Raw genomic sequence first — 25755 nt, forward strand, 5'->3', positions numbered from 1 at the left:
CGGGTGAATGGACCTCGGAGGTGACGTCGCCCTCGGCCGGCAGGCTCCCCTCGGCCGCGGGCCTCAATCGACTATCTGCGGCTGAGGTCCCGGGACGATGCCCGCGAGATCCGGATCTTCTCCGGGCGCCAGGGCGACGTTCGACGCCTTGTCATTGCGCCGCTCGAGGCGGTTCGCCGTCTTCTCGCGCTGCTTCTCGATACGAGCGCGCTCTTTCTGTCGCTTCAACGCGGTCTGTCGTTGCATGATGACTCCATCTCAGGACGCCCCTGGACGGGCGTGTTGGTTGACGCGAGCTCCGCGGTCGTCGGGAGCTCCACCTGGACCGGTCCGGTGCACGAAGCGCATCCGCTCACGGTCCACGGAGGGACTCGACAACAAGCGTGAATCCTCGCCGGAAAAACCCATCGATCCCGGACGTGCGAGGACGCAAGGTCGCCCTCTGCCACGCGCTCGGCGATCTGCCGGAATCCGGCGACTGGCTCACCCGCGAGATCCATCGATAAGCCCGAAAAAAAAAGCGGCGGACCTTCGGGGGTCCGCCGCCCTATGTCGACCGAACGAACGGATCGATCAGTAACGATCGCGGCCGCCGCCGCCGCCGCGCCCGCCGCCACCGCCGAAGCTGCGGCCGCCGCCGCCGCCGCCGCCGGCCGGGCGCTCCTGCGCCTCGTTCACCTTGAGCGAGCGCCCATCGAGCATCATGCCGTTGAGCTGCGAGATCGCGCTGTTCGCCGCCTGGGCCGAGCCCATCGTGACGAACGCGAACCCGCGCGGCTGGCCGGTCTCACGGTCGGTCGGCATCGCGACCTCCCGGACCTCACCGCTGCCGGCGAACGCGGCCTCGAGGGACTCGCGCGAGGTGTTGTACGAAAGATTGCCGACGTAAAGACGATTACCCATGACACGTTGCTTTCACGGCTTACAGATGCGCTCACGAGCGCTCTTCCGCCTGCCATTCGATGAAGCCGTTACGGATCGAACGGTAAGGTGCCGCGCAGCGAAACCTGCGCAAGCACACGGTGCGTCGTCCAGTCATCCGCGCGAGCAATAGCCTCCCTCATGAAAGGGAGAGAGAAAGCATCGTGTCGAGAGCCAGTGACGTCGTGAGGAAGCGGGACTTTACTCCGCTACAACGCGATACGCAAGCGGTACAGCATCTTTTTCGTTTCCCCCTGCAGCGGTTCGCGGCGAACCTGCGACCTCAGCGGGGAGGGACCGCGCAGCGCCGCGCAGGCTCGTCAGCGATGAGCCGGCCGCCGTGCCCCAGCGCAGCCCGCCGACGATCCCGCCCCGACGCGGCGGGCAGCGCGGCCGGAGACCGTGCGAGGCGGCTGTCCGCGAACAGGCTAGCGAACTCTACGCGCGACCTCGACGAACCCATCCGTCTGTCGCAGCTCCCCTTCCCCGGCGGTCCGTCACGCGACGCGCGTCGCGCGCGCCGCCCAGGTCACACCTTGGCCGGATCGAGGGCTGCATTGTGCTGCTCGCCAGGTGTGAGGGAAGACCTTCCGGCGGGCGATCCTCTCGTCGCCCGAGGCGACGGCCCGCTTCATCGCGAGCCACGCCTGACGCGGGGGACCTCGGCGCTCCATCCTGGCGCTTCGCGCTCTCGCATCGAGCCGTGTGCCGCATAAGCGTTGTGCGGACCCGGAAGAGGGCGGCAGTTGCTCCTCCTGCCGGGGGATCTGCGCTGGGGGGACGAGGCGTCGGTGCGCCAGCCGTCACCGCGCTCGGTGCTCTTCGCGGGCAACATGTGCTCCCAGAGCTTCGGCGCCTGCGCTGGTCGAGGAGACTCGGGGAGCGTCGCCACGACGTGCATGTCGGCGCTGAGCGCGCTGCCCGGACAGGTCTCGTTGCTCTGGTTCCTCTTCATCCACGCTCCGCGGGTGGCTTCGCGGCGCTCGACGAAGAAGCGCCCGAAAGACACGCCGGCCAGCCTGGTTTCAGGCCGACCGGCTACAGGAGGGTGCATGGAAACCGTCGAGCGTGCCTCGACCAGCGAGCCCCCGGCTCCGGCTCCTCTCCGTCCCCGGCACCGAACAACCCGCGCCGGCCACCGACGAGGAGATCCTCCCGACGCCGCTCGACCGCAGGAACTGCGATGAAGCGCGGCGACGTTCACCCCGCCGCGGCGAGCACGGCCGCGACATTCGAGGTGGCGGCGCTCCTGCAGGCGCTGCTGGCGCAGCCGGTGCCGCCCCTGTCCTGGGCGCAGGAGATGCACCTCCAGCGGCGCGTCGCCTCCCGCATCGATCAGCTCGCCGCCGAGGCCGCGGAGCGGGGTGCCCGCGCCGCCCGACGGCCGCCTCTCCGCGGCCCCGCGATCACGCTCGCCGCGGTGCTGGCCGCGGTCGTCCTCAGCGAGGTCGTCGTGCTTCGGGCGCGCCCTCCGGCCCCCCCGACCGCGCGGGTGACCGCCCTCCAGGGCTCGGTCGAGATTGCCTCCGGCGGCGCGACGCGCTCGCCGCCGTCGCTCGCCTTGGTACCGCTCGCGAGCGAGGACGAGCTGCGGACCGGCGAGCAGGCGACGGCGAGCGCGTCGCTGGCGACGGGCGCGACGATCGAGATCGGGCCTTCGACCCGCGTGAGGTTCACGTCGACGGGCGCCGGGCAGGACCGCTCCGACGACGTCGTCGCCCTGGAGCGCGGCCGGGTCTCGGTCGCGGTGCCGCCGCTCGCGGCGGGCATGACGCTGACGGTCCGCACCCCGGACACCACCATCACGGTCCACGGCACGCGCTTCTCGGTCGAGCGGCTGGTCGGCCCGGCGGGCGAGCCTGCAGAGACCCGCGTCTCGGTGGTGGAGGGGCGGGTCGCCGTGCGCCACGGCGCGGTCGAGCGCGTCGTCGGCCGGGGCGAGACGTGGTCGTCCCGCGGCGCGGAGCCCGGGGTGGCGCCGCCGGCGGGCGACGCGCAGGCGCCGCCGCGAGCGGCCGAGTCGCAAGGGGCCGATCGGGACCAGCCCGCCCGCAACGAGGCCGCGGCGGGCGCGTCGAGCGCCCCGCGCGACCCGCCCGAGGCCCCGGCGGACGCCTCGCTGTCCGCACAGAACCATTAGCGTGGAATGCGTTTCATGACGTGAGCCGCGCGGGCGCTGTGGCAGCGGGGGCTGACCTGACGGCCGCTTCCGGGCAGCCCGCCACCGTGTTGATGCGATGGCAAGGGGGGTACGTCCTCTCCAGGCTCTCCACGGCCCTCCCCGCGAGCGGTGACGCAGCCAGGGCAGTGAACCTAGGCGACGAAGGCGTCGCCAAGGCCAGGACGTGCCCGAGCGTAGGAGGTGGCGGTCTCGTTCGGCTCGACCTCAGCCAGCTCGTGAAAGACGACCGGGAGCGTCACCGGAGCCGCGCGCGGGTGTCACGAAAGACGTCCTCGGCCGGTCGCCCCCGGGACGGATCTGCGTCAAGCGCCGCGTCCCGGCGCGTCGCTTCCTCGGTCCAGAGGCGCCTGTGCTCCTCCTCGGAGAGCTCATCCAGGCTTCTCAGAAGCGTCTCTGCGAGACGTGCGCGCTCCGTGACGGGGAGCTTCAGGGCTTCGGCTCCCAGCTCGGGAAGGTTGGGGGCGGCAGCAGAGACCGCTGAAGTCGAGCCGAAATCGTGGTGGAGTTCATGTCATGGACCACCGCGACCGAATCGTGCGAGATCCTCTCGTCTGCGGGGGCGAGCCGGTCATCAAGGGGACGCGGGTCACGCTCGGCACGCTGCTCGCCAGCCTGTCGGACGGCGACTCGATCGAGGTATCCTCAGCGACTGCCCGACCCTGACCGCGGACGACGTGCGAGCGAGCCAGCTCTGAAACTCTGCGGCGGAGCGGAGGACCATGTCCGCCGTTACCGATTGCCAGCGGGTTCCTGCAGGGGTGCGCGCTGTGAGCCTGTGGTGCCGGCGCTTCGGCGGCGAGCGCAAGATCGTCCGCTGCAAGCGCTGTTCAGCCGCCGTACGTCATGTGCGGGCCGAAGAACGGTACGAACGCCGTATCCGTTCGGTAGAGCCCATCCTGACACCGAGCAGGCCAGGGACATAGGCTTGCCGTAACCGCCCACCCATCGCCATGGTCGTCGACCGCAGCGAGCGCCGCATGTGGCGCCTGGGGCGCCTGGAGGGGGCGCGGCGGACGGGTAGCCGGAGGCGCTGCGCCGAAGGGACCGCGTTCACGCCCCAGCCTGCGGGCTGCCGCCTCGCGATGGCGGCGCGGTCCGCCGCAACCTGAGCGAGCGATGCCGCAACGGTTCGTCCGATGGGCCGCTCGTGGCGACTGCGATGGGCTATGGGCTATCTTCGCCCGCACGCTCAGCGCACCACGAGCGCCGCGCCGAAGCACGCCGTCGCGACCAGCATGGTCACGATCGGCGGCGGCGGAAACGCGCGGATGGCGATGGCCAGCAGCGCCAGCGACACCGCCGCGTTCAGCGCCACGACAGCAGGGAGCGCGGCGAGGGCGGGCGCGGCGAGCACGCAGACGGCGCCGTGCAGCGCGAGCACCAGGCCCATGGCCACGCTGAACCCCCTGAAGAGGCCGAGCAGGTCGCGCGACAGCCCCATCATGGTCATCCGGTGCGCCCGCATCGCGTCCAGGACCGCGGTCTCCGCGGCGGGCGGCGCGGGGCGACCGAGCAGCAGCGCGGCGATCGCGAGGTGCCCGATCCCGGTGACGACCCACGCCCACGCGCCCACCTGAAACAGCACCTGTGCACGGCACCTCATGACAGCCCTCGTTTCTTTGCCGCCGGTCCCCGGCGGGTGCGCTCCACATGCTGCCGCTTGGAGCTAGAGCACGGCCCTGGAGATTTCAATATGGCACCGGACGGTCTCCGGTGCGATCGTCGCCGTGACCGACAGCTCAGCCGAATCCTCCGCGGGCGTCGTCTGGCATCAGCTCACTACCCGCGATCCGGACACCGCCGCCATGAACCATTCGGCCCTCGTTCCGGACAGAGCACGTCGAGCGCTGGGCCGGGTGCTTCGTGGTTGCAACGGACACCAAGATTCGCGTTCGTCGGCCTGAACCGACCCGTTGATCTGACGGCTCTTGGTATGACAGGCCAATGCTGCTGACGTGCGCCCTTCCTCGCTGCGGGCGGGCGTCTGCAGCAGATTGGCAAGTCGTCAGGCACAGACAAGGCTTGACGAGGTTTCTTCGCCTGCCGCACAGGGGGTCCGCTTCCCAGCCGGCGTCGCTGGCCGCCTGCGTCCGCCATGGCGCCGCCACCCCCTGATCTGGACATCTGCTCGCACTTCCCCGGCGTTTCGTGCCGGCATGGGGCGTGCTCGAGGCCGAGCGTCATGCCGACGCTCGAGCACAACGCCCTCGTCGAGATGTTCCGCGAGCACCCGGAGCTCGCGCCCCACTTCCTCGCGACGCTCCTCCACGTCGAGGTGCCGCCGCACGCCGCGGTCGCGGTGGTCGAGTCGTCGCTCGACCAGCTCATCCCGGTGGAGTTCCGCGCCGATCTGGTGCTCGAGCTTCGAGATGACATCGACGCGCTGGTGCTGGCGATCGTCCTCGAGGTGCAGCGCGACGTGGACCCGGACAAGAAGTTCTCGTGGCCGACGTACGTCGCGGTCGTGCGCGCCAGGAAGCGCTGCGGCACGATCGTCCTGGTGGTCGCGCCGGACCCCGGCGTGGCCGCCTGGGCCGCGGAGAACATCGACCTCGGCCTGGGCCGCGGCCACGTCGAGCCGCTGGTGCTCGGTCCGGCGGTCGTCCCCGAGATCACCGATCCGGCCGACGCGGAGAAGGAGACGGAGCTCGCCGTGCTGTCGGCGGTGGCGCACGGCAACGGGCCGAGCGGGCTCACCGTGGTCCAGGCGGCGCTCGCTGCCCTCGGCCGGCTCGACCAGGCGCACGCGATGGTCTATTTTCAGCTCATCTGGAACGGGTTGCGTGAGCCGATGAGGCAGGCTCTGGAGGCATTGGTCATGGAACGGCAGATCGAAGGCGAGGCGACCTTTCCCCCGTTCGTGCAGAAGCTCGTCGATCGCGGCAAGCTCGAGGGCATGCGTGAGGGCAAGCTCGAGGGCATGCGTGAGGGCAAGCTCGAGGGCAAGCTCGAGGGCAAGCTCGAGGGCAAGAGGGACACGCTGCTGCGGCTGCTTGCGCGTGCAGGGATCGCGCTCACCGAGGACGAGAGCGCGCGCATCCAGGCATGCACGGACGTCGCGACCCTCGACCGGTGGATCGAGAACGTCCTCGGGGCGAAGACGGCCACCGATGTGCTCTCCTGACGATGCGACGGATGGTCAGAGCCCAAGAATGGTCCACTTCGCAGATCGAATGCCACCCTTGTGCATGTCGTGCAGCGCGCTGCTCGGCCAGCCTTCGACTCGAGATTACTTCGAGCTGGCCACGTGCCCGCGCTGCAAGGTTCAGCACGTTAGCTTCCTGCCGGGGTGGATACCCTCCTCAGACCAGGAGTTCGCGTCCTGCTACGCGGCGAATGTCCCAGAGCTGATGGCTCATTTCGGTCATTCGCTCGATGCCGCAGTACAGCTTGCCCGAGACTATTATCTGAAGTTCACGGACGAGACGTTCTGTGCGTCGACCGGCGTACCGACACAGCGCGAGGAGTTCTTCTGGCATGAAGGGAGGGGGCTCGCGCCTCGGATGCACTACACGCTGTTCTTGAAGGAAGATCCAGACGCTGGCAAGTTCATCGAGTGGAGAAAGGGATTGCGCGCTGGTGCGGGCCGTGATGAACGAGTCGCCGCAGGAACTCACGACGAGGCGACGACCACGGAGGCCGGACCCGGATGACCACGCTCCACGCACGAGCCGGTGAAGCGCTCGCCGTCCCGGAGACGGACGCCTACGTCGTCGTGCTCGCGTCGTCGACCGATGGCGAACGTCGGCATTGGCACGTTGGCGCGCGCGCCTCGGTGCTCATCCTCGGCACGTTCACGTTGGGCGCCTGCGGGGCCGAGGTCCTCATCCTGGATCCCGGCGGCGGCTCCACGTCGAGCGCCCAGGCCGACTCGGGCGGCGGGGCGACCTCCGCTGGCGCGGGCGGCGGCTCGACGTCGGCTGGCGCGGGCGGCGGCTCGACGTCGGCTGGCGCGGGCGGCGGCTCGGCGTCGGCTGGCGCGGGCGGCGGATCGACCTCCACGGACGCGAGCAGCGGAAGCGGCGGGGCGGGAGGCGCGGTCAGCGCCGGCGGCGGCGGCGGTCCGGGCAACATCAGCGACGTGTTCGATCCTGCGGAGGTCTACCTGCGGGGGACGGTCCAGCCGGGCTCCAGCGGTCGCGACGCCATGGCCCACTGGAGCGACCCGAACACGGCCGCCGTCGGGTTCATCGGCGCCTACGATGACTTCAGCGTGCGCCTCCAGGACGGCGGCAAGCTGCTCTACGTGCTCATAGGATCGGTCCGCGAGTTCGTGTGCGACGCATGTCCCTACGTGGGCACGTACCTCAACGGCTCGGACGCGAACGACCTCGTCCTGCCGACGGCACCCTGCGTCCCCTACGATCGGATCGAGGACATCAAGGTGGGGCCCGGGGGATCGTGGATACACAGCTGCGCCGGCGACTGGAACAAGCACTGGTACGACGCGAACGGCGTCATGGTGTACGGCGACGAGCACGACATGCTCGTCCACCTCGGCTACTCGAACCTCGCGCTCACCCAGAGCCGTGTCGTCGATCTCGCCAACGCGAGCTCGGTGCCGATCGTCGGCCTGCCGAACGCTCCGCTGCTCGCCGTGCGCGCGCTCGCGCCGGACTCGTTCCGCGTCGCGCTCGCCACGGACCAGGATAGCGGGGCAGTCGAGCTCTGGCAGATCGACGCGACCGGGACGGCGACGCTCATCGGCCCGTATCCACCGGTGCCCGCGGGGTACACGGTGCAGCCCTTCTTTCCCCACCGGCATCACGCGCTGGAGGCGACCGGCGCGCTGCTGCAGATCGGAGAGGGACCGATGGTGTTTCAGGACGTGATCGTCCGACGCGAGATCGGTGGCTCGAGCGCGGTGGTATACGACGAGGCGAAGGGTCCGCTCGTACAGATCCACATCTCGGGCCTCGTGACGGGGCCTTGACGATCCGCCGAGCGCCCCAGCGTTAGCCCGCGCTGGGCCTTCGCCGCGTGCCCGGCGGCCGGGCCTTCGCCGCCGCCGGCCGTGTTGCGCGCGCCTGGGTCGCGTAGGCACCGAGCTGCGCGACGAGGTGCTCGAAGACGAGGCGCACGCGGCGCACGGCGCGCAGGTCCTCGTGCATGACGACCCAGACGTCCAGGTGGAAGGCGAGCGCGGGCAGCACGCGCACGAGCGGCACCGGCCACCGGCTGAGCGGGAGCTGGCACACCCCGATGCCGAGGCCGGCGCGCACCGCGGCGAGCTTCGCGATGTCGCTGTCGCTGCGGAACGCATAATCGCGCGGCGTGGTGGCGAGCCCGGCGGCGGCGAGCGCGTCGATGATGGCGCGGGAGCCGTCGGCGCCGATCAGGGCGTGGCCCGGCACGAGCCCCGCGAGCGACGTCGGGGCAGCGCGCGCGGCGAGGTACGCCTTGGTGGCGAAGAGGCCGATCTCGACGCGCCCGGCGCAGCGCCTCACCAGGCCGGCCTGCGTCGGCTCCGCCATGCGCACGGCGACATCGGCGTCGCGGCGCAGGAGATCCTCGGTGCGGTTCGTGGCGACGAGCTCGATCTGGAGGCGCGGATGAGCAACGAGGAGCGGGGCGAGCATCGGGGGGAGCACCTCGACGCCGACGACCTCGCTGCACGTGACGCGCACGGTGCCGCGGTCGGCCTCGGTGGGGCTCGACACGGCGCGCACGAGGGCGCGCGCGCTCGCGGCGATGGACTCGGCGTAGGGCAGCGTGGCAAGCGCGAGCTCGGTCGGCACCAGGCCGTTCGGCGCGCGGGTGAAGAGCACGACGCCGAGCTGCGACTCGAGCTGCTCGATCTGGCGGCGCACGGTGGGCTGCGCGACGTCGAGGGCGCGCGCGGCGGCCGAGAGGCTGCCGGTGCGCATGACGGCAAGGAAGGCACCGTAGAGGTCCCACGAGGGCTCGGCTGGGCTCATCAAAAGATGATGAGCGGATGGACGCATTTGTACAATGTTCATGAGCGCCCGCAGCGGCCATGCTCTCCACGTCGCCGGCACCCGCGCCGGTGCGCACGACGAGGAGAACGACCATGACCACCGCCGCGACGCTCCCTGCGCTCGACCTTGCTCCCTCTACCCGCCGCCCCGCGCCGCAGCCCACCTGCGACGTCTCGGCGGGCGCGGCCAAGGGCATGCCGCGCGCGCTCCTGCGCCTCGAGGGCGCGCTCGTGCTAGGAGCCGCGCTGCTCGCCTATGGGCACCTGGGCGGGAGCTGGGGATGGTTCGCGGCGCTGGTCCTCCTGCCCGACCTGTCGATGCTCGGCTACCTGGCGGGCCCGCGCGTGGGCGCGGCGGCCTACAACGCGGGGCACAGCCATGTGGCTCCGGCGCTGCTCGCGGCCGCGTCGGTCGCGCTTGGCTCGCCGGCGCTGCTGCTCGGCGCGGCGATCTGGGTCGGGCACATCGGCTTCGATCGGATGCTGGGCTATGGGCTCAAGTACGGGACGGCGTTCGGCGACACGCACCTCGGCCGCGCGGGCTCTCGCGCTCTCTCACGCAACGATGGTTTCAGCGGTCGCCGACCTGAAGACGGCGGCTGAAGTGTGTGGACGCGCCGGCTTCCACGGCCGCGGTTCGCTGGGCGAGCTCCCTCCAATCCAGCTATTCAGAAAATGGCTCGTACAGGAGGGCCAGTGGGCTGCGCAGGAGGGTCGACAGGCCGCGTGGGAGGGCGCCGGGGCTTGTCAGAGCCGGCCCTCCGCGAGCAGCTCGCGGGTGCGCTTCAGCGTCGACAGCAAGGCGCCCTTGTAGCCCTTGTCGCCGTTCATCCACTCCTGCTCGGCCCGCTCCTCGGGGCCGTTCGGCTCTTTGCCGCGCAGGCCGAGGTAGCAGTAGAAGCGGAGCTGGAGCGCGCCGCCGGCGTCCTCGAACAGCTCGTTGATGATCGCGCCCTCGCGAGGACCGCTGGCCTGGAAGAAGGTGACCTTGCTCTGCGGCTCGAACGTGATGATCTCGCGCACGTCGTCGCCAGCGATCGTGGCTTCACGGACGATGTGAGAAGCGCTCTCCTCGACGACGTCACAACGGGTGCAGAGGCCGGGCGGGAGGAACAGGCGGGCGTCGCGCGCCTTGAGGACCAGGCCCTCCCACGCCTGCGCGCGGGTCAGCGCGGTCTCGCCTTCCGGGTTCACGGGGACGGTGGCGGTCGAATAGATCATGAGGATGTTCCTTGTCGTGCGTGTTGAGGTTCGCTCGGGCGCTAGACCGAGGTCGCGACCTCGGCGGCGAAGTCGCGGTAGGAGCGCAGGGGGCGCCCCAGGAGCGTGGTGAGGCGTACCACGTCGCCGGCCTCGGGGAGCATGCCCTCGGTGAGGAAGCGCTCGCTCATGAGGCGCATGTCGAAGGCCATCCAGCTCGGCATGAACTGCCGGAGGTTCTGCTCGAATCCGGCGGTGTCATCGCCAGGATAGGCGACCGGGCGCCCCAGGACCTCCGTCCAGATGGCCGCGACATCCGCGCCGGTCAGCGTGTCGGGACCGACGAGGTTGATCCGGTCGAGGGGAAGCGGGGAGGAGGCCTGCTCGCGGCGGATCAGCTCGATGGCCGCGATCTCGCCGATGTCGCGCGCGTCGATCATGGCGAGCCCCTTGCCACCGATCGGCATCGGGTAGACGCCGTATCCGGTCACCACGTCCTTGATCGTGAGATCGTTGTTCATGAAGTACGCGGGACGCAGGATGGTGGCGTTGAGGCCCATCTGCTCGATCATGCGCTCGACGGCGAACTTGCCCGCGAAATGAGGCACGTTCACGTAGAGGTCGCTGTGGATCACCGACAGGTAGACGATCCGCTCGACGCCGGCCTCGCGGGCGACGTTGAGCGCGATCAGCGCCTGGGTGAATTCGTCAGGCACCACGGCGTTGAGCAGGAAGAGCGTGGAGACACCCGAGACGCCGCGCCGCAGCGAGTCGACGTCGAGCAGGTCGCCCTGCGCGACGGCGACGCCCGCCGGGAAGTGGGCTCTGGCCGGATCGCGGACGAGAGCGCGCACGTCGGCGCCGCGCTTCGCGAGCTGTTCGACGACTCGGCGGCCGACCGTGCCGGTGGCGCCGGTAACGAGGATGGTCATGGGGGATCGCTCCGGTTCGGGTCAAAAGACACCCTGTACACTAGTGTTTTACATCCGTGCCGATAGACGTTAACTTGAGACAGACCGTCTCACTGGTGGAACGCATGGATCTGCTCGCCCTCGCTGATTTCAGCCTCGTCGCCCGACACGGAGGCTTCGGACGAGCCGCACGCGCCGCGGGGCGCCCGAAAGCGACCCTGTCCCGCCGGGTCGCGGAGCTGGAGGCCGCCCTCGACCTGCGTCTCTTCGAGCGCGGGGGGCGCACGCTGAAGCTCACCGAGGAAGGACGGGCGCTCTTCGAGCGAACGGGAGCATTGCTCACCGAGCTCGACGAGACGGCGGCAGCGATCGCCTCGGGTGGGGGCCAGCCGCGGGGCAAGCTACGAATCAGCGCGCCTTTGCTCTTCTCGCAGATCGCGATGGGCAAGATTGCGGCCGGGTTCGCGCTGAAATATCCGGAGGTCCGGCTCGAGGTCACGACGGAAGATCGGAAGGTCGACATGGTAGAGGAAGGTTATGACCTGGTGATCCGGGTCAATCCGGATCCGGATGAGAGCCTCGTCGGGCGGATCTTGCTGCGCGATCGGCTGGTCGTCGTCGCGAGCCCGGGCCTCGCTCGACCGGCGGACAATCTCGCTGTTCCGGCTGTCGTGCGGGGGGTTGGCGACCGGACTGCGGCCTGGGATGTCGCGGCGCCGACGGGAAGATCACGCATCGTGGTGGATCCAGTCCTGCGCCTGTCGTCGCTCGTCATGGTCCGCGATGCTGTCCGAGCGGGCGTCGGCGCCGGGCGCCTCCCCATCTCCCTTGTAAGCCACGATCTGGCCGCTGGAACGCTGGTGCACTGGGGCGATGTGGACGGCCCAGACATCGTGCTGTGGACGCTCTATCCGTCCCGGCGGCTGCTGAGCGCTCGTGTATCCGCCTTCCTCGACCATTTGAAGGAGGCCTTTCCCATGGGAAAGCCTGACGAGCTGGCGGCCTTTATCGGGGCATGAGGTGGCCAGCCCCGCCGACGTCCACGCCGCGGCGCTGACTTCCACCACGATCCACGGCAGCGCCTTGCGCCGCGGCGGGCCTTTCACATCGTGCTGTTTCAGGAGCCGGGAGGACGCAGCTCCGCATCGAGGAGCGCGGCGAACTCGGTGATGCGCCGGTCGATCTCCTCCTCCGGCGTCGCCAGCAGCCATCCCTCGAAGTCGTCGAACGACCCCTTGAACCGCGTGATGAGCTCGCCGAGGGCCTTCCCCTCCAGCCCCGGCACGAGCCGCATCACCCGCTTCCCGCTGAACTTCGCGTCGATCTGCGCCCGTCGCGCCTCGGCCGCGCGCTCGCGCTCGATCTGCGCGCCGAGATCGGCCTCCGGGAACGCGGCGAGGATCATGGGCAGGTACGACCGGCGGTCCCCGAGGGTGGGCCGCTTGTCGATCCCCCGGGCACTCAGGTGCTCGATGAACCGCGCCACGGTCGACCGCACGCCGGCGCGCTCCCGCAGCGGGCTCTCGCCATCATCGAGGTAGGGCGCCACCGAGAAATAAGGGCTCGCGATCACCCAGTCGAACACCGCCGGCAGCGACGCGAACCCCGCCTGCCACGCGCCGTGATCGAGCCCGAGGAAGCCGCAGATGCGCTCGAAATCGTGCGTGACCTCCAGGTCTGCCCGGTAATTGCCCCCCTCGCGCCGGTACACGTAGGCGAGCCCGCGCTCTCCGTACTTCAGGTCGAAGCGCCGGCAGATCCGCCCGATGAAGTTCCCCACGTCGTTGAAGCACATGAAGCTGTACGCGCTCTCGAGGTAGCGCTCCGGCACCGGGAAGAAATCGGTCTGCAGGCCGCGGTACACCGTCGAGAACACGTGCCCCACGGCCTTGGTCTGCGTGACCCCGAGGTCGCGCGCGATCTCGGCGCGCACCTCGCCCCAGTCCGGCCTCGACGCGACGATCACATCCATGTCCCCGAAGTCCGGCTTGTCGCCGTAGTAGCGCGGGATGCGGTACTGCCCCGGCAGCTTGACGTCGAGGTAGCGCCGCACCTCGGCCTCGAGCGTCAGGTACTCGCCTCGGGGCATCCTCGGTAGGTTGAACAGCTTGCCGCCCATCGCCCAGCTCCGGCCTCGCAGTCTACACCGATCGCCGATCGGGTCATCTGCCCGCCGCCGCCGGGCTCGAGCGCCCTCCTCTTTCTCCGTCCCATCCCTGCCCCTCGCGCCTCCGGGGGTGTCCACGGAAGCGGGGGAGGACCAAGACGTGAACAACGGGCTCGGCCGGGCCTCCGCCGCTGCTCCTTCCTCAGCATGACGACCCTGGTCCTGGGCAGCGCTGAAGCGGATCTGGTGACCAAATGTGAACGTTCACAAACGGAATGTCAAATCGAACCGTCCGCCAGCGACCTCCCTCGCGCCCGATGGCAGACAGGTCTCTTCCCGGCGCGCCGCGTCAAGAGCGGCGGGCATCGGGCCTCGCTGATACAGGCGCTGCAGCGCCGCCACCACCGGCGCGCGGCGGCGCAACGCGGCGCGGCGGCAGCATCGTCACGCGCCGCGTCGCGCGCCAGCCGCCGATGCGCTGATCGGCTTCGAGTTCGTCGATCGGGCCGGCGATGATCGGCAAGGCGCCCCCTCTTGCCGCGGCGCCGCGGAGGAGCCCCGCCAGCCTCGTGATCCCTGGGGATCGAGATACTTACGGACCTGTCGATTGGAATTGACGGCCGCCATGTGATCGTTCACATTTGGCTCCGGGGTATCGTTGTTGCTGCGCATTGCTCGGGTCGCCACGCGTACCGAGCCCTTCGTCGTCTGATCGATTTTTGCACCAGCTCTGCTCGCTCGGTCGTCGCGGAAGCGATCGCTGAACGATGGGGACTGGCATGGGGCCGAGCGTGCTCCACCAGAGAACACGGCATACCGCCCTTGCTCGGCGGCCAGAGCGTTGACTTCACGCGCACCAAGGGAGAAACCGTGATGGAGACGCTGCTCTCAGCCCACGGCCTCTGCGCGTGGGCATGACCTTCGTCATCCTGTCGGGGGTATCGACATCTCCGTCGGCTCCGTCGTCGCGCGCACGACGGTCCTCGTGGGCACGCTGGTAGCCGGTGGCTGCCACCCGCTGCTGGCGTCCTGTATCGACCTTGCGGTGTCTGTCTCGTTCGGCGCGATGACGGGGCACCTGGATACAACGCATTCGAGATCTGAAAGGGCCTGTCATGAGCAAGAGAATACTGCAGTTCCGGCGCTCGCTCTCGGGCGCGGCCGCATTGACGGTTTCGCTTCTTTTTGGAGCCCTCGCTCCAGGGGTGGCGTCCGCCGCGGACTCCGTCGAGAAGCTGCAGGAGTTCGAGCTGGACGAGGTGAGCGTGACCGACGCGTACTACCAGAACATCTCTTCGAAAGAGCTGGCGTACATCATGAGCCTCGACCCCAATCGACTTGTCGCGGGCTTCAAGGCGGTGTCGCAAGGAAAGGACCCTGGGAATTCGCCGGGCCTCAACCTCTACGGCGGGTGGGAGGGCGGCTGGAGCCTTTTGCGCGGGCACACGATAGGACACTACCTGTCCGCCATGGCGCGAGCGTACAAACAACTCCATGGCTCTGACGCGGAGCAAAGCGCCGCCATCGCGCAGAAGATCGACTACACGATCGGTCAATTGAAATCATTTCAAGACGCGAGTCCCAGAGGATACCTGTTCGCGTCGCCGGAGACGCATTTCGACGTCGTCGAGGGGAAGGCCAGCGGCTCCAGCTGGGCGCCATGGTACACGATGCACAAGATCATCGCAGGCCTCATCGACGTCTACGAGTTCGAAGGAAATGCAACGGCCCTCGAGATCGCGAGCAGGTTGGGGGACTGGACCTACAACCGCAGCTCGACCTGGAATGCGGACCTTCGAAGGAAGGTCCTGGGCGTCGAGTACGGCGGCATGAACGACTGCCTGTACGACCTGTACAGGCTGACGAACAACGCCAATCACCTGGCGGCAGCCCACATCTTCGACGAGGACTCGCTCTTCACTCCGATTTCTCAAGGCAACAACGTCCTGCCCGGCAAGCATGCCAATACGCAGATCCCCAAGTTCATCGGCGCCCTGAACCGCTACCGGACGCTCGGCCAGGCAGAGAACTTCTACTACACCGCGGCAGAAAAGTTCTGGACCATCGTGTTGAGGGATCACACCTATGTCACCGGTGGGAATAGCCAGCTCGAGCATTTTCACGAACCCGGGCAGCTGGACGCGCAAAGGGACAACGTGAACAACGAGACGTGTAACTCGTACAACATGTTGAAGCTCTCGAGAGCGCTCTTCAAGGCCACCGGGGACGTCAAGTACGCCGACTACTACGAGCAGACCCATATCAACGAGATCATGTCTGCCGTCAATCCGACGAACGGAATGACGACCTACTTCAAGCCGATGGGGACAGGGTATTTCAAGGTGTTCGGCAAGCCGGAGGACACTTTCTGGTGCTGCAACGGAACCGGTATGGAGAACTATACCAAGCTCAATGACAGCTTGTACTTCCATGACGACACGGAACTGTACGTGAACATGTTCCTCAGCTCGACGTTGACCTGGACCGCGCGGGGGCTGTCGTTGAAACAGACCTCCAATTTTCCTGTCTCCGACAAGGCGGTTTTCGAGATTGCCGCTGCCCCGGCCGATGCGGTCACGATCAACTTCAGGAAGCCCTCCTGGGTTGCTCGGTGTCAGCCCGTGACGATCACGGTCAACGGTGAGGCATGCGACGCAACGGAAGAGAACGGATATCTCAAGGTAGATCGCACCTGGAAGCCCGGAGACAAGGTGGAGCTCACGCTGCCAATGGAGGTGAAGGTGTCGAGGCTCCCCGACAACCCCAATGCGGTGGCGTTCGTCTACGGACCGGTCGTCTTGAGCGCCGGTCTCGGGACGGAAAGGATGCTGTCGGAGCCCCAGTGGGCATCCGAGAAGGCTACTATTCCCGCTGGTGTCGTCATCAAGGACACCATCGGCATCAGCGGCGGCATCACGATCAACGAGTGGATCGCCGACATCGAGAACAACCTGGTCCAAACCCCGGGGACGGTGGAGTTCACGCTGCGGAACACAGACTCGAACAGCGCGTTGACGTTCACTCCGCACTATCAGCGATACGCAGATAGGTACGGTATCTACTTCCGTCTCACCGGGACGACGGGTGAAAACATCCCGGACGCCGGCGGATGCTCGCCCCCTCCTGGAGCTGGCAAGCTGTGCGATACCGTCTCGTCTTCGGAGAGCGGCGGAGCGACCGGCGGCGGAACGGCTGGCGGCGGAGCGGCTGGCGGCGGAGCGGCTGGCAGCGGGACGACTGGCGGCGGAACGACTGGCGGCGCGTCCGAGGGCAGCTCCGGTGGATCGGGGGGCGCGGATGGTGGCACCACGGACCAGGGCAGCTCGGGTTGTTCCTGCAGTCTCGACCGGGTTACGTCGGAGCGCTGGCAATTCGCCGCGCTGCTCGGCCTTGGCCTGGTCGCGTGGCGCCGGGGGAGACGTCGTGAGGTGCCGCAGGGGTCGCGGACCTCTGGTGCGCTATGAGCCTCCACATCTGCCTGCGCCCGCGTGATCTTTCGCCGCCCTTGCCCGGCGGCCCCAGCGTGAAGGGCGTCACGTGCGGCGGGCGGTCGGGACCTCGTAGGCGAACGAGCCGCGCTCGTCGAGGTGGTAGGCGGTGACGTCACGGTCGATCTTCCGCCCGCCGGCGCTCGTGAACATGCGCCGGGGAAAGACGCGCACGCGGGCCTGCGCGGCGTTCGGGAGCAGCTCGAAGCGGCCGGCGCTGAAGCCATGGAGGCGGGTCACGCCGCGGCCGCCGGGGCCGTCGTGCTCCTCGAGACCGAAGAGGGAGGCGCCCTGCAGGGCGTGACGCGCGTGGCCGCCGCCGTGGGCGGTCGAGGTGGCGGTGCCCTCGTGCATGTGGCCGAAGAAGTGGGCGGCGAAGCGACCGGCCGGGTCGACCTCCTGGCGGAACTCCTGGCGTGCCTGCGGGTGGAGCCACTCGGGCGGGTGGTGGGTGAGCAGCACGTTGATGTGGTGGCGCTGCAACCAGTCGGGGGCGTACTCGTCGCAGACGACGTGGAGCTGGCGCGGGTCCACGGCGAGGCGCTCCTGGTAGTCAGCGCCGGTGAGCTGCAGGAAGGCCGAGTTGAGACCGATGACGCCGAGCTCGAGGCCGTGGAGCGACAGCGAGTACGAGCTGTCGCCCGGCAGGATGCCGAGCTTCCGGCGGTCGAGGACGTGCCACCGGCAGGACTCGACCCACTCGGTGTAGGGCTTGAAGGCCTTCGCGAAGCGCTCGCGGTAGCCGAGGTCGCTCTTCTCGTCGAACACGTGGTTTCGCAGGCGCGGGCTTTCGTGCCACTGCGAGAGGGCGAGCACGTACGGATCGAGGTCGTTGGGGCGCTCCAGGTCGTGGTTGCCGGGCACGGTGATGAGCCGCGGCTGCGAGCCGAGCTGGTCGAAGCGCCGCCACAGCCTGTCGAGGGTGGCGTCGAGCTTCTTGAACTCGTCTTCGCTGCCGCGCTGGGTCAGGTCCCCGGTGAACAGCACGAGGTCCCACGGGCCGCACAGGTCGTGCAGGCGCGCGAGGTCGTCGAACAGCAGGGCCATGACGTTCGGCCACAGCCAGCTCGTGCCGCCCATGCCCTGGTGGAGGTCGGTGAGGTGCAGCCAGCCGATCGAGGCGGGCTTCGCGGGCGCGGGGGGCGCTGGCCGCGGGGCGCTCGAGTCTTTCTCGGGAGGGCGGGCCGAGCGCGACAGCCTGGTCGAGGCGTCGAGACCCCCAGCGGCCAGGCCGACGGTCGTGGCGTCGCGTCCGACGGTCGGCCGCGCGGGCTCCGGCGCGGGGGGCGCGGCCGGGGATTCTTCGAGCTCGCCCGCGTCCGAGTCCGCGGCTTCTCCGGCGAGCTGGGCCCCCTGCCAGAGCAGCACGTCGGCGCCGTGGGGCGAGATCGTGTGTTCCTCGAGGAGCTTGCGGACGCGAGCGCTGTAGTCGAGGTACCCGGTCGGCTTGCCGAGCGAGATGGGCGGGCCGCCGTCGATCGCGGCGAGCCCCTGCGCCATCGTCGTGGTCGCCGGCGGGAAGCGCATCGGATCCCGGGTGTGCAGGATCATCGACGGGAACAGCCAGCCGCCGCCCGGCAGGCTGCCCCCGCGGCGGAGCGCGACCAGGTGCTCGGCGAGCCAGGCGTCGTCGGCTTGCCATAGAGAAGGCACCGCCGCGTTCACGCCGTCGAGCGCGGCGACAAGCAGGTTCGCGTTGTTGCCGACCAGGCCGGTGGCGAAGCGATTGTTCACCTCGCGGCCGTCGACGTGGTCGGCGTTGAAGAGCTGCAGCAGCCGCCGGAGGCCGGTCTCGTCGAGCCGCCCGAGGGAGCCCTCGATCAGCACGCGCGCTCGGGCGAGCGCGTCCTCCCGCCGGGCGATGCGCTCCGGGTGCAGCCGGGCCCGCGTCTGGCGCAATACCTGTTTGCGATCGAGCATGGGCGGCGACTATACCCCGGCGCGGCTCCCGTCGGCCGCCTCGCGCGAACGGGCGTCGCCCTGGCCGGGCGAGTCCATGTGAGCGATCATGCCCTCATGGAAGCCCTGCGGCACGGGCCAGGCGCTCGTCCGCCCGAGCGGCCCCGTGCGCTTCGACCTCGCGGACGCCGAGCCGCCCGCGGACGCCGCCGACCACGTCGACGCCGCTCGCGAGCGCTACGGCCCCGTCCGGACGCGGCTGATCGTCGAGGCGCGGCAACAGAACCAGCGAGCTCGCTCGACCGTGTGATGTCGTCTACCCCACGCTGTCCCATCGCGAGCGCAAGTTCGCCACCGGAGCATCCGGCCTTCCCCCTACACGGAAGCCCGTCGAGGCCGCCGCCGTGAGCGGCGCGACGCCGCTCATCCACGATCCGAAGACGGGGCTACTCGCCGCGGGTAAGGGCAAGTGGAAGGGGAAGGGCAAGAAGTGGGAGGGAATGGCTCTCACTTCAAGTTCCGTTGCCGGTGCCAGACGTCTCATGGTATCGTCCAGCCCCCGCCCGGCTCAGCGGGGATGTTTTACCTGTCCGCGCATCCGGTATACATCGAAGCCTGAACACGATGAGTGATGATCCCCAGCTAGCACACTGTACAGCACGAATCGGGACGGTCCTCCGGGGCAAATGGCGCATCGATTCGCTCATCGGCGTCGGCGGGATGGCCGCGGTTTACGAGGCGACACACAGGATCGGCCGGCGCTGTGCAATCAAGATCCTCCATCCGGAGATCGCGCTCTCCAAGGAGCTTCGAGCCAGGTTCGAGCAAGAGGCGCTCGCAGTAAACCAGCTCGGTCACCCCGCAGCCGTCAATGTCATCGACATCGATACGAGCGAGGATGGCTCGCCGTTCTTGGTGATGGAGTTGCTCGAGGGTGAATCGCTCGGCAAGCGCGCTCACGCCTCCGGCGGCATCGAGGAGCGCGAGCTGCTCCGCGTCGTCTCGATCGTGCTCGAAGTGCTCGATGTCGCGCACGGGCTCGGCATAGTTCATCGAGACATCAAGCCTGATAATCTGTTCTTGACCTCGTCAGGCGGCGTCAAGGTCCTCGATTTCGGGATTGCTCGAATGAAGCAGGGCGGCTCCAATGTTCGTACACGCATCGGCGCGATGCTCGGGACTATCCCTTACATGTCGCCCGAGCAGATCGCTGGTGGCCAGATCGATGGGCGGGCCGACATCTTCGCCGTTGGCGCGACGATGTTTCGAGTCCTGGCAAACCGCCGTGTGCACGAGGGATCCACGGAGAGCGAGCTCCTCATCAAGATGGCGACGCAGCCCGCGCCGGCCCTGCGCACCGTTGCCCCCTCTGTCAGCCCAGAGGTTTGCGCCATCGTCGATCGTGCGCTCGCCTTCGATCTATCGCGCCGCTATCCAGCGGCCCGCGCCATGCGTGAAGACATCGCGCGAGTTCTGGGCGCCAATGCTACCCCTCACGCGCCCGCCCCAGTGTCGATCCGAGCCGACCTGTCGTCTGCGATCAGCGTCGATGACCCGACGATGGCTGCTCCTGCTCCCGGCCGAGCGACGCAGGCACCCAGGGTCGTATCCGTGCCGCCTCGATCTGCTGCAACCAGCCCACGAGCAGGCTCGAATTCGCCATTCTTGATGATTGCAGTGGTTGGCTCTTTTGCTCTCGCTGTTTGCCTCGCCGCTGTCTTCTTCGTCGTTCGTTCGCAAGGCTCCGCCGAAGACACTCGCGAGAGGGCGGAAGACGAGACGTCTCGAGAGGACAAGGCGAGCGGTCGCTCTCGCACGATGGCCACGTCTTCCAGCACCAGCGCGCCATCCCCCGGTACCAGCGCGCCATCCCCCAGCACCAGCGCGCCATCCTCGACCGCTGAGCCCTCATCGACGCGCCGGCCCGTCCCAGATGGCAAGTATCGCCTTCTCATCAAAGATGGCAAATATCCATTTTGTGTCACGTCGAAATTGAAGAAAGCCTATCCAGTACGCACGGATGATGAGGGTGTCAAGGTGTGCAGCGGCACTCCCGAAGGGCCCATTCCGATTGATGGACTCAAGGCCTACCACCCCTCCGAGTTTCAATGGGAATAGCTTGATGAGCGGCGGCCTTGTCTCGCGCCGCGTCGGCATGCCGAAGAGCGCGCCGCCGCCCAGCTCCCCGATCGCCCGCCCTCGATGTCTTCATCGCGCCTTCGGGGCGGGGCTGGAGGTTCCGGCGATGCGGGCGGCGACCAGCGAGCGACGGCTCGATGCTGTGGTCATCCTTGTAGGCTGATGTCGGTGTACGGAACCAGATCCACTAACACCGCGGGATTGAACAGCTTTTCCGTTCGGTGGGTGGATCGAGCAGGATGTCCGCTCGGACGGCGGCGCGGTTCCTCCGCTCTCAGCACCTTTGTGCGTGTACACTCCTCGGCATGTCAGGGATAATCGCACCCAAGGGGCGCTCAAGCACCGACGACGTCACGGTGCCGATGCTCGGGAAACAACGCGACGTATCCGTCGTTGAGCTCACAAGCTCGGCGCTTGTGGAAGAAATCGAGACCGCGGCACGGCCGTGGTCGGACGACGCACCCACGTTGGTGCGCTCGGACGACAAAGCGCCAGCGCTGATCGGGAGCTTGATCTCGGAGCGGTACCGCGTCCACGAGCTCATCGGGCAGGGCGGCATGGGAGCCGTGTACCGCGGCGAGCAGGTGCACCTCCGCAAGCAGGTCGCGATCAAGGTCCTCCAGCCGAGCGCCCGGAACCTCCCCCAGATCGTGGCGCGGTTCGAGCGCGAGGCGATCGCGGGGGCGCATATCCAGCATCCGAACGTGGTCTCGGCAAACGACTTCGGTCAGCTCGCGGATCGGTCGCATTTTCTCGTCCTGGAGTATGTCGAGGGCACCCCGCTCCAGGACGTGATCGCCTCGGCGCCGCTCCCGGCGCGGCGCGCGCTCCACATCGCGAGGCAGATCGCGTCTGCTCTGGAGGCGGTGCACGCGAAGGGGATCGTGCACCGCGATGTGAAGCCGCAGAACATCCTCCTCGGCGCCCGTGATCAGGTGAAGCTCATCGATTTCGGCCTCGCCAAGGTGAACGTGGAGCTCCTGTCCACCGAGAGCCGCGAGGCCGCGCGCAAAGGCCAGGACCTCACCGCTGCCGACCAGGTCCTCGGCACGCTCAGTTATCTCGCGCCGGAGGCCGTGCGCGGCATGGATGCCGTCGATGCTCGCGCAGATCTTTATGCGCTTGGAATCATCTTGTACGAAATGCTGTCCGGGAGAAGCCCGTTCGACGCGAGCGACGGCCAATCTTCCTTCCGGCAGCGGCTCCTCGAGGATGCGCCCCCGATCCGCCAGCGTGCTCCGGGATCAGGTGTCCGCCCCGACGTGGAGGCGATCGTGATGCGGCTCGTCCAGCGAGACCCAATCCAGCGCTATCCGACGGCTACCAACGTGATCGCGGCCATCGACGGGGCCGTTGCGGCGATGGAGGGCGCGCCGAGGCAGCTCGAGCCGACCGTTACCATGCACCCCGGTGCTCCGGGGCACCAGACGAGCGCGACATCGCTCGCGTCCACGTGGACCTCGTCGGCGATGCGGCCGTGGTTCATCGCGTCCATCGTCGTATCGCTCTTGCTCAGCGTCGCGCTCTTGATCGCCATCCTGCTCAGCTGACAGGGCCTCAAGAAGGCGGGACTCCTGTCGACCTGGGCGCCTCGCCCGAGCGCGTCCCCCCGATCCCCGATGTCCACCGCGGTGGACGAGCTCGCGCAGGGCTCCCGCTAGCGCGGCAGGGGGCGCACGTGAACGAGCTGGCCGCTCGCCAGGTACTCGAGCTCCTCCGGCGTCGATTGCCGGCCCAGGGCTTCATTGCGATGCGGATGCCGACCGAACCGCGCGATCACGTCGCGATGCCCGCGGGCCTGGTTCGCGGAGAACTCGAACCACCAACGAAACTCCGCGGGCACCGTGCCCACGAGCTCCTCGGCGAGCTGGACGGCTCGATGCAGGTTGGAGAGGTCCTCCGAGTGCCCGAGCGGCAAGAAGAAGAAGGTCTTCTGCCAAGGGTCTTCCAGCGCCGCGTGATGGCCGATCTCGATCCCTTCGAGCGCCAAGGCGAGCGCTCTCGGGTCCTGCGCGAACGCGCGAGCCGTCCCCCGGTACACGGTGCGAGAGAACTGGTCGAGCACGAGGATGAGCGCCAGCCGGGAGCGCGGCGCGCTCGACCAGCCGTCGAGCTCGCCACGCGTAGCGCGCTCCAGCAGCGGCGGAAATCGCTCCAGGATGGCGGCATCCGCGCCGCCGCGGAACCACCACTCGATCTGGCGAATGAGCTCCTCCTTGTCACCGCTCATCCGCTCCGGAAACCAGAATCCGAGAACCTCTTCGACTTCTTCTGTCATGAGCATAAGCTTTCCTCGGTGTCAGCTGTCCGCCGGCGGGGGCGCGCTCGGTGACCGCGCGCGCGCGGTCGCCGCCACCTGGGCCGCCCGACGCCGAGCGTGAGACGGATGGCGTGATCGCCGGGAGCAGCTCATCGGCGACGGCCGCGTAGCGCTCGAAGAACCCGTCGTGTCAGCAACATGAGAGGCACCCCCGCTTCGAAGCAATGCGCCGACCCCACGACGAGCCAGCATCATCAGCCTACCGGATCGGGGCGGCTCGGTCCACCTCTCAGGGAGGACTCCCCGGTCGTCACTACGGCGCGGGCAGCTCGGTCACGATCCGGGGCGTGCCCATGCACATCTCGTCGGTGGTCTTCTCGCCCCAGCCGACGTCCTCGCTGATCGCCGGCAGCCCCACGCGCATCCGGTGCTCGGGCGAGTTATCGTACGTGCAATCCATCGTGATCGTGTCGTCGGGGCCAATCGGGATCGGGGTCTCGTAGAGGTACTCTCCCTGCCAGTGGAAGTCCCAGTCCAGGTCGAGGAGCACGGTCTCCCCCGGCAGCCCCTTGTTGAGGGTGAGGCGATGATTCCGCAGCAGGTAGTGCCCGTGCGCCGCGGCGCCCACGGCGTAGACCTCGCGGCCGAGCGCGGCGGGCAGCTTCATCTCGACCGAGACCGTCGTGCTCGGGCTGTTGGCGGGGAGCGCGATATCCCGGGTGCGGAGGAGCAGGCCGCGGAGCTTCACGAGAGACGCCTCCTCCTCGGGCCGGGCGAAGTAGAGCTCCATCGCGGTCCGGTCCGGCTCGAAGCCGTTCGCCGTGTTGTAATGCAGGCTCATCACGGCCACGGTCCTCGCCGGGACGTCCACCGCCGTTCCGGGGTACATCAGCCGTCCCACGTTGCCGGGCGTCCAGCTCCCGAGGCTGCCCACCGGCAGCGCGTCGACCCCCTCCGGGACCGCGCCCCCGAAGCAAGGCCACCCCGGCTCCTCGGTCTCCGCGTCGAGCGCCTGCAGCGCCGGCAGGGCGGTGTCCCGGTAAAGGCTCGTCACCACGTGGTGGACGATCCTGGCGTTGCCCGGCAGCACCCGGAAGCCGATCAGCTTGCGCGGATCGGCGAGGCCGAGATCCACCACGAAGCAGCGGTAATCGTCGGACCGGTCCGGATCGGGCGCGTAGTCGGCGCCCATGTCGACGACGAGATCGGGATTCTCGAGCGGGAACGCCGCAGGGTCGATGCCGCCGGGCTGGTCCGCCGGGTCGCCGAGCGGCGCGCCGGCGTCGGCCCAGCGCTCGAGGGTGTCGAGCTGCTCCGGCGTGAGCGTGCGCGCGTCGCGGAGCGCGGGCGAGAGCGCGGTCGGCGGCCAGGGAGGCATCGACCCGCTCCGGGTCACGTCGCGGATCCGGTCGGCCAGGGACGCGACCGCCGCCGGCTCCTCGAGCGAGAAGGGAGCGATGCCGCCCGCGATGTGACAGCCCACGCACGTCTGCCGGACGATGGGATAGACGTCCCGGTAATACGTCGGCTCGCCGGCTCCTCCCGCTGTATCGCCGGGCGCCGGCGCGTCCCCTCCGCCGCAGCCCGCGAGCGCCGCCGCTGCCACGACGCGCCACCACCCATTCCTCCAGAAGACCCTCTCCATGTGCGACCTCCACCAGCTCCTGGAGGCTCGGACACGGGAGGGAGCGCGGAGGTAAAATCTTTTCCGCTCGCGCGGGGAGGGACTGCGCCCGGAGCGGGCGAGCGCAGGGCAGGGGCTCGGGACGGGTGTCCTGAAATCCAGGCAAGGTGTCCTTTCGGTCCGCTCCGGCGTCGCTCACAGTCAGGTCTGCGAGGCGCGCTCGGTCGAGCGCTCTTCCACGCCAGGCGCGGAGCCGCGCCGAGGCGAAGATCCGCGATCGGGACGGTCGGCGGACGAAGGAACGAAAGGACGAGGGACGAACGATGACGGAAGCCCATGACATCAAGCTGCCAGGTCCGCAGCCGCTGCTTCAGATCGGCATGGTTCTCTATCCGGGGCTCACCATGCTGGACTTGATCGGGCCTCAGAACGTGCTGGCTGTCCACGCGGCGACCCACCTCCTCTGGAAGGATCGCTCTCTCGTCCCGTCCGATACGGGGGTCTCCATCCAGCCGACGGCGACCTTCAGCGAGTGTCCCGACGACCTGGACATCCTCTTCGTGCCCGGCGGCTTCGGCACGGCGGACGCCATGGCGGACCAGGAGATCCTTCGATTCCTGAGAGACCGAGGCGCTCGGGCCAGGTACGTGACGTCCGTATGCACGGGATCGCTCGTCCTGGCCGCAGCAGGTTTGATGCAAGGATACAAGGCCACGACGCACTGGGCCACGCGCCACATCCTCGAGGCGTTCGGCGTGGAGTGCGTCCGGGCGCGCGTGGTGGTCGATCGCAACCGGATCTCGGGCGGCGGGGTGACAGCGGGCATCGACTTCGGGCTGACGCTCCTGGCGCTGTTGCGCGGAGAAGATACAGCGAAGCTGACGCAGCTCATGCTCGAATACGATCCCGCCCCGCCGTTCAACGCCGGGACCCCGGAAGGCGCAGGTCCCGAGCTCACGCAGCGCATGCTGGCCGTGCTCGATCCGCTCGATCAGAGGATGCGGAAGGTCGCTGTAGCGAGGAGCAGCAGCGCGAGCTGAAGCGCTCCGCGCGCCGGCCGCAGCCGGCCGATCGCCTCGTGGACGA

General features: G+C 68.6%; 24 protein-coding genes. 12 read left to right on the top strand and 12 right to left on the bottom strand.

Annotated elements, in window-relative coordinates; translation table 11 throughout:
- Positions 1 to 63 precede the first annotated feature (63 nt).
- Together WME76_RS40645 and WME76_RS40650 are read right to left on the bottom strand one after the other, a co-directional pair.
- A complete protein-coding gene (locus WME76_RS40645) occupies positions 64 to 246 on the bottom strand; it encodes a hypothetical protein (RefSeq protein ID WP_437957528.1) in 183 nt (60 codons plus the stop codon).
- 327 nt (positions 247 to 573) lie between these two features.
- Positions 574 to 903, bottom strand: a complete 330-nt coding sequence (locus WME76_RS40650; protein ID WP_437957529.1) for an RNA recognition motif domain-containing protein — start codon at positions 901 to 903, stop codon at positions 574 to 576.
- A 1201-nt stretch (positions 904 to 2104) separates the two neighbouring features.
- Here WME76_RS40650 and WME76_RS40655 point away from each other — a divergent pair.
- On the top strand, positions 2105 to 3061 hold the full coding sequence (locus tag WME76_RS40655; RefSeq protein ID WP_437957530.1) for a FecR domain-containing protein: 957 nt from the start codon (positions 2105 to 2107) through the stop codon (positions 3059 to 3061).
- Between the two features lie 277 nt (positions 3062 to 3338).
- Here WME76_RS40655 and WME76_RS40660 read toward each other — a convergent pair whose 3' ends face one another.
- A complete protein-coding gene (locus tag WME76_RS40660; protein WP_437962216.1) occupies positions 3339 to 3548 on the bottom strand; it encodes an addiction module protein in 210 nt (69 codons plus the stop codon).
- A gap of 68 nt (positions 3549 to 3616) precedes the next feature.
- On the opposite strand from WME76_RS40660, the gene WME76_RS40665 reads away from it, so the two are divergent.
- Positions 3617 to 3766 carry a DUF433 domain-containing protein gene (locus tag WME76_RS40665; RefSeq protein WP_437957531.1) on the top strand — a complete coding sequence of 50 codons (150 nt, stop codon included), beginning with the start codon at positions 3617 to 3619 and terminating at the stop codon, positions 3764 to 3766.
- 526 nt (positions 3767 to 4292) lie between these two features.
- On the opposite strand, the gene WME76_RS40670 is transcribed toward WME76_RS40665, so the two are convergent.
- Positions 4293 to 4706: an LIC_13387 family protein gene (locus tag WME76_RS40670; protein WP_437957532.1), complete on the bottom strand. Its 414-nt coding sequence runs from the start codon at positions 4704 to 4706 to the stop codon at positions 4293 to 4295.
- A gap of 579 nt (positions 4707 to 5285) precedes the next feature.
- On the opposite strand from WME76_RS40670, the gene WME76_RS40675 reads away from it, so the two are divergent.
- The 3 genes from WME76_RS40675 to WME76_RS40685 all read left to right on the top strand — a co-directional run bounded on the left by WME76_RS40675 (position 5286) and on the right by WME76_RS40685 (position 8036).
- Positions 5286 to 6227, top strand: coding sequence for a hypothetical protein (locus WME76_RS40675; protein ID WP_437957533.1), 942 nt, complete (start codon positions 5286 to 5288; stop codon positions 6225 to 6227).
- A gap of 64 nt (positions 6228 to 6291) precedes the next feature.
- Complete coding sequence (locus WME76_RS40680; RefSeq protein ID WP_437957534.1) at positions 6292 to 6756, top strand: hypothetical protein; 465 nt, start codon at positions 6292 to 6294, stop codon at positions 6754 to 6756.
- On the top strand, positions 6753 to 8036 hold the full coding sequence (locus tag WME76_RS40685) for a hypothetical protein (RefSeq protein WP_437957535.1): 1284 nt from the start codon (positions 6753 to 6755) through the stop codon (positions 8034 to 8036). The genes WME76_RS40680 and WME76_RS40685 overlap by 4 nt, the downstream gene beginning before the upstream one ends.
- A 22-nt stretch (positions 8037 to 8058) precedes the next feature.
- Here WME76_RS40685 and WME76_RS40690 read toward each other — a convergent pair whose 3' ends face one another.
- Positions 8059 to 9021, bottom strand: coding sequence for a LysR family transcriptional regulator (locus tag WME76_RS40690; RefSeq protein ID WP_437957536.1), 963 nt, complete (start codon positions 9019 to 9021; stop codon positions 8059 to 8061).
- 113 nt (positions 9022 to 9134) lie between these two features.
- Here WME76_RS40690 and WME76_RS40695 point away from each other — a divergent pair, with 113 nt between their 5' ends.
- The gene (locus WME76_RS40695; protein ID WP_437957537.1) at positions 9135 to 9644 is read left to right on the top strand and encodes a DUF4260 domain-containing protein; all 510 of its coding nucleotides are present in this window, start codon (positions 9135 to 9137) and stop codon (positions 9642 to 9644) included.
- A gap of 144 nt (positions 9645 to 9788) precedes the next feature.
- On the opposite strand, the gene WME76_RS40700 is transcribed toward WME76_RS40695, so the two are convergent.
- Positions 9789 to 10262, bottom strand: a complete 474-nt coding sequence (locus tag WME76_RS40700; RefSeq protein ID WP_437957538.1) for an SRPBCC family protein — start codon at positions 10260 to 10262, stop codon at positions 9789 to 9791.
- Between the two features lie 41 nt (positions 10263 to 10303).
- Positions 10304 to 11173 carry an SDR family oxidoreductase gene (locus tag WME76_RS40705; RefSeq protein WP_437957539.1) on the bottom strand — a complete coding sequence of 290 codons (870 nt, stop codon included), beginning with the start codon at positions 11171 to 11173 and terminating at the stop codon, positions 10304 to 10306.
- 104 nt (positions 11174 to 11277) lie between these two features.
- Between WME76_RS40705 and WME76_RS40710 the strand changes: the two genes are divergently transcribed.
- Positions 11278 to 12171: a LysR family transcriptional regulator gene (locus WME76_RS40710; protein ID WP_437957540.1), complete on the top strand. Its 894-nt coding sequence runs from the start codon at positions 11278 to 11280 to the stop codon at positions 12169 to 12171.
- Positions 12172 to 12269: 98 nt separating this feature from the next.
- On the opposite strand, the gene WME76_RS40715 is transcribed toward WME76_RS40710, so the two are convergent.
- Together WME76_RS40715 and WME76_RS40720 are read right to left on the bottom strand one after the other, a co-directional pair.
- Complete coding sequence (locus WME76_RS40715; RefSeq protein WP_437957541.1) at positions 12270 to 13241, bottom strand: hypothetical protein; 972 nt, start codon at positions 13239 to 13241, stop codon at positions 12270 to 12272.
- A gap of 367 nt (positions 13242 to 13608) precedes the next feature.
- Positions 13609 to 13782, bottom strand: coding sequence for a hypothetical protein (locus WME76_RS40720; protein ID WP_437957542.1), 174 nt, complete (start codon positions 13780 to 13782; stop codon positions 13609 to 13611).
- Positions 13783 to 14374: 592 nt separating this feature from the next.
- On the opposite strand from WME76_RS40720, the gene WME76_RS40725 reads away from it, so the two are divergent.
- The gene (locus WME76_RS40725) at positions 14375 to 16723 is read left to right on the top strand and encodes a beta-L-arabinofuranosidase domain-containing protein (RefSeq protein WP_437957543.1); all 2349 of its coding nucleotides are present in this window, start codon (positions 14375 to 14377) and stop codon (positions 16721 to 16723) included.
- 69 nt (positions 16724 to 16792) lie between these two features.
- Here WME76_RS40725 and WME76_RS40730 read toward each other — a convergent pair whose 3' ends face one another.
- A complete protein-coding gene (locus WME76_RS40730) occupies positions 16793 to 18667 on the bottom strand; it encodes a metallophosphoesterase family protein (RefSeq protein WP_437957544.1) in 1875 nt (624 codons plus the stop codon).
- A gap of 88 nt (positions 18668 to 18755) precedes the next feature.
- Here WME76_RS40730 and WME76_RS40735 point away from each other — a divergent pair, with 88 nt between their 5' ends.
- The 3 genes from WME76_RS40735 to WME76_RS40745 all read left to right on the top strand — a co-directional run bounded on the left by WME76_RS40735 (position 18756) and on the right by WME76_RS40745 (position 22335).
- Positions 18756 to 18956, top strand: a complete 201-nt coding sequence (locus tag WME76_RS40735; RefSeq protein WP_437957545.1) for a hypothetical protein — start codon at positions 18756 to 18758, stop codon at positions 18954 to 18956.
- Positions 18957 to 19270: 314 nt separating this feature from the next.
- Positions 19271 to 20764 carry a serine/threonine protein kinase gene (locus WME76_RS40740; protein WP_437957546.1) on the top strand — a complete coding sequence of 498 codons (1494 nt, stop codon included), beginning with the start codon at positions 19271 to 19273 and terminating at the stop codon, positions 20762 to 20764.
- A 260-nt stretch (positions 20765 to 21024) separates the two neighbouring features.
- Positions 21025 to 22335: a serine/threonine-protein kinase gene (locus WME76_RS40745; protein WP_437957547.1), complete on the top strand. Its 1311-nt coding sequence runs from the start codon at positions 21025 to 21027 to the stop codon at positions 22333 to 22335.
- Positions 22336 to 22442: 107 nt separating this feature from the next.
- Here the strand turns inward: WME76_RS40745 and WME76_RS40750 are convergent, their stop codons facing one another.
- Positions 22443 to 23069 carry a DUF924 family protein gene (locus WME76_RS40750; protein WP_437957548.1) on the bottom strand — a complete coding sequence of 209 codons (627 nt, stop codon included), beginning with the start codon at positions 23067 to 23069 and terminating at the stop codon, positions 22443 to 22445.
- 289 nt (positions 23070 to 23358) lie between these two features.
- Positions 23359 to 24690, bottom strand: a complete 1332-nt coding sequence (locus tag WME76_RS40755) for a hypothetical protein (protein ID WP_437957549.1) — start codon at positions 24688 to 24690, stop codon at positions 23359 to 23361.
- Positions 24691 to 24992: 302 nt separating this feature from the next.
- Here WME76_RS40755 and WME76_RS40760 point away from each other — a divergent pair, with 302 nt between their 5' ends.
- A complete protein-coding gene (locus tag WME76_RS40760; protein WP_437957550.1) occupies positions 24993 to 25709 on the top strand; it encodes a DJ-1/PfpI family protein in 717 nt (238 codons plus the stop codon).
- Positions 25710 to 25755: the final 46 nt, after the last annotated feature.

The sequence above is a fragment of the Sorangium sp. So ce119 genome (assembly GCF_051524405.1).
Lineage (GTDB): Bacteria > Myxococcota_A > Polyangia > Polyangiales > Polyangiaceae > Sorangium > Sorangium cellulosum_G.

Bases quoted from the DNA above. Each gene is read 5' to 3' on its own strand.
- WME76_RS40645 (WP_437957528.1), bottom strand. From the start codon at position 246: ATGCAACGACAGACCGCGTTGAAGCGACAGAAAGAGCGCGCTCGTATC.
- WME76_RS40650 (WP_437957529.1), bottom strand. From the start codon at position 903: ATGGGTAATCGTCTTTACGTCGGCAATCTTTCGTACAACACCTCGCGC.
- WME76_RS40655 (WP_437957530.1), top strand. From the start codon at position 2,105: ATGAAGCGCGGCGACGTTCACCCCGCCGCGGCGAGCACGGCCGCGACA.
- WME76_RS40665 (WP_437957531.1), top strand. From the start codon at position 3,617: ATGGACCACCGCGACCGAATCGTGCGAGATCCTCTCGTCTGCGGGGGC.
- WME76_RS40670 (WP_437957532.1), bottom strand. From the start codon at position 4,706: ATGAGGTGCCGTGCACAGGTGCTGTTTCAGGTGGGCGCGTGGGCGTGG.
- WME76_RS40675 (WP_437957533.1), top strand. From the start codon at position 5,286: ATGCCGACGCTCGAGCACAACGCCCTCGTCGAGATGTTCCGCGAGCAC.
- WME76_RS40680 (WP_437957534.1), top strand. From the start codon at position 6,292: ATGTCGTGCAGCGCGCTGCTCGGCCAGCCTTCGACTCGAGATTACTTC.
- WME76_RS40685 (WP_437957535.1), top strand. From the start codon at position 6,753: ATGACCACGCTCCACGCACGAGCCGGTGAAGCGCTCGCCGTCCCGGAG.
- WME76_RS40690 (WP_437957536.1), bottom strand. From the start codon at position 9,021: ATGAGCCCAGCCGAGCCCTCGTGGGACCTCTACGGTGCCTTCCTTGCC.
- WME76_RS40695 (WP_437957537.1), top strand. From the start codon at position 9,135: ATGACCACCGCCGCGACGCTCCCTGCGCTCGACCTTGCTCCCTCTACC.
- WME76_RS40700 (WP_437957538.1), bottom strand. From the start codon at position 10,262: ATGATCTATTCGACCGCCACCGTCCCCGTGAACCCGGAAGGCGAGACC.
- WME76_RS40705 (WP_437957539.1), bottom strand. From the start codon at position 11,173: ATGACCATCCTCGTTACCGGCGCCACCGGCACGGTCGGCCGCCGAGTC.
- WME76_RS40710 (WP_437957540.1), top strand. From the start codon at position 11,278: ATGGATCTGCTCGCCCTCGCTGATTTCAGCCTCGTCGCCCGACACGGA.
- WME76_RS40715 (WP_437957541.1), bottom strand. From the start codon at position 13,241: ATGCCCCGAGGCGAGTACCTGACGCTCGAGGCCGAGGTGCGGCGCTAC.
- WME76_RS40725 (WP_437957543.1), top strand. From the start codon at position 14,375: ATGAGCAAGAGAATACTGCAGTTCCGGCGCTCGCTCTCGGGCGCGGCC.
- WME76_RS40730 (WP_437957544.1), bottom strand. From the start codon at position 18,667: ATGCTCGATCGCAAACAGGTATTGCGCCAGACGCGGGCCCGGCTGCAC.
- WME76_RS40735 (WP_437957545.1), top strand. From the start codon at position 18,756: ATGCCCTCATGGAAGCCCTGCGGCACGGGCCAGGCGCTCGTCCGCCCG.
- WME76_RS40740 (WP_437957546.1), top strand. From the start codon at position 19,271: ATGAGTGATGATCCCCAGCTAGCACACTGTACAGCACGAATCGGGACG.
- WME76_RS40745 (WP_437957547.1), top strand. From the start codon at position 21,025: ATGTCCGCTCGGACGGCGGCGCGGTTCCTCCGCTCTCAGCACCTTTGT.
- WME76_RS40750 (WP_437957548.1), bottom strand. From the start codon at position 23,069: ATGCTCATGACAGAAGAAGTCGAAGAGGTTCTCGGATTCTGGTTTCCG.
- WME76_RS40755 (WP_437957549.1), bottom strand. From the start codon at position 24,690: ATGGAGAGGGTCTTCTGGAGGAATGGGTGGTGGCGCGTCGTGGCAGCG.
- WME76_RS40760 (WP_437957550.1), top strand. From the start codon at position 24,993: ATGACGGAAGCCCATGACATCAAGCTGCCAGGTCCGCAGCCGCTGCTT.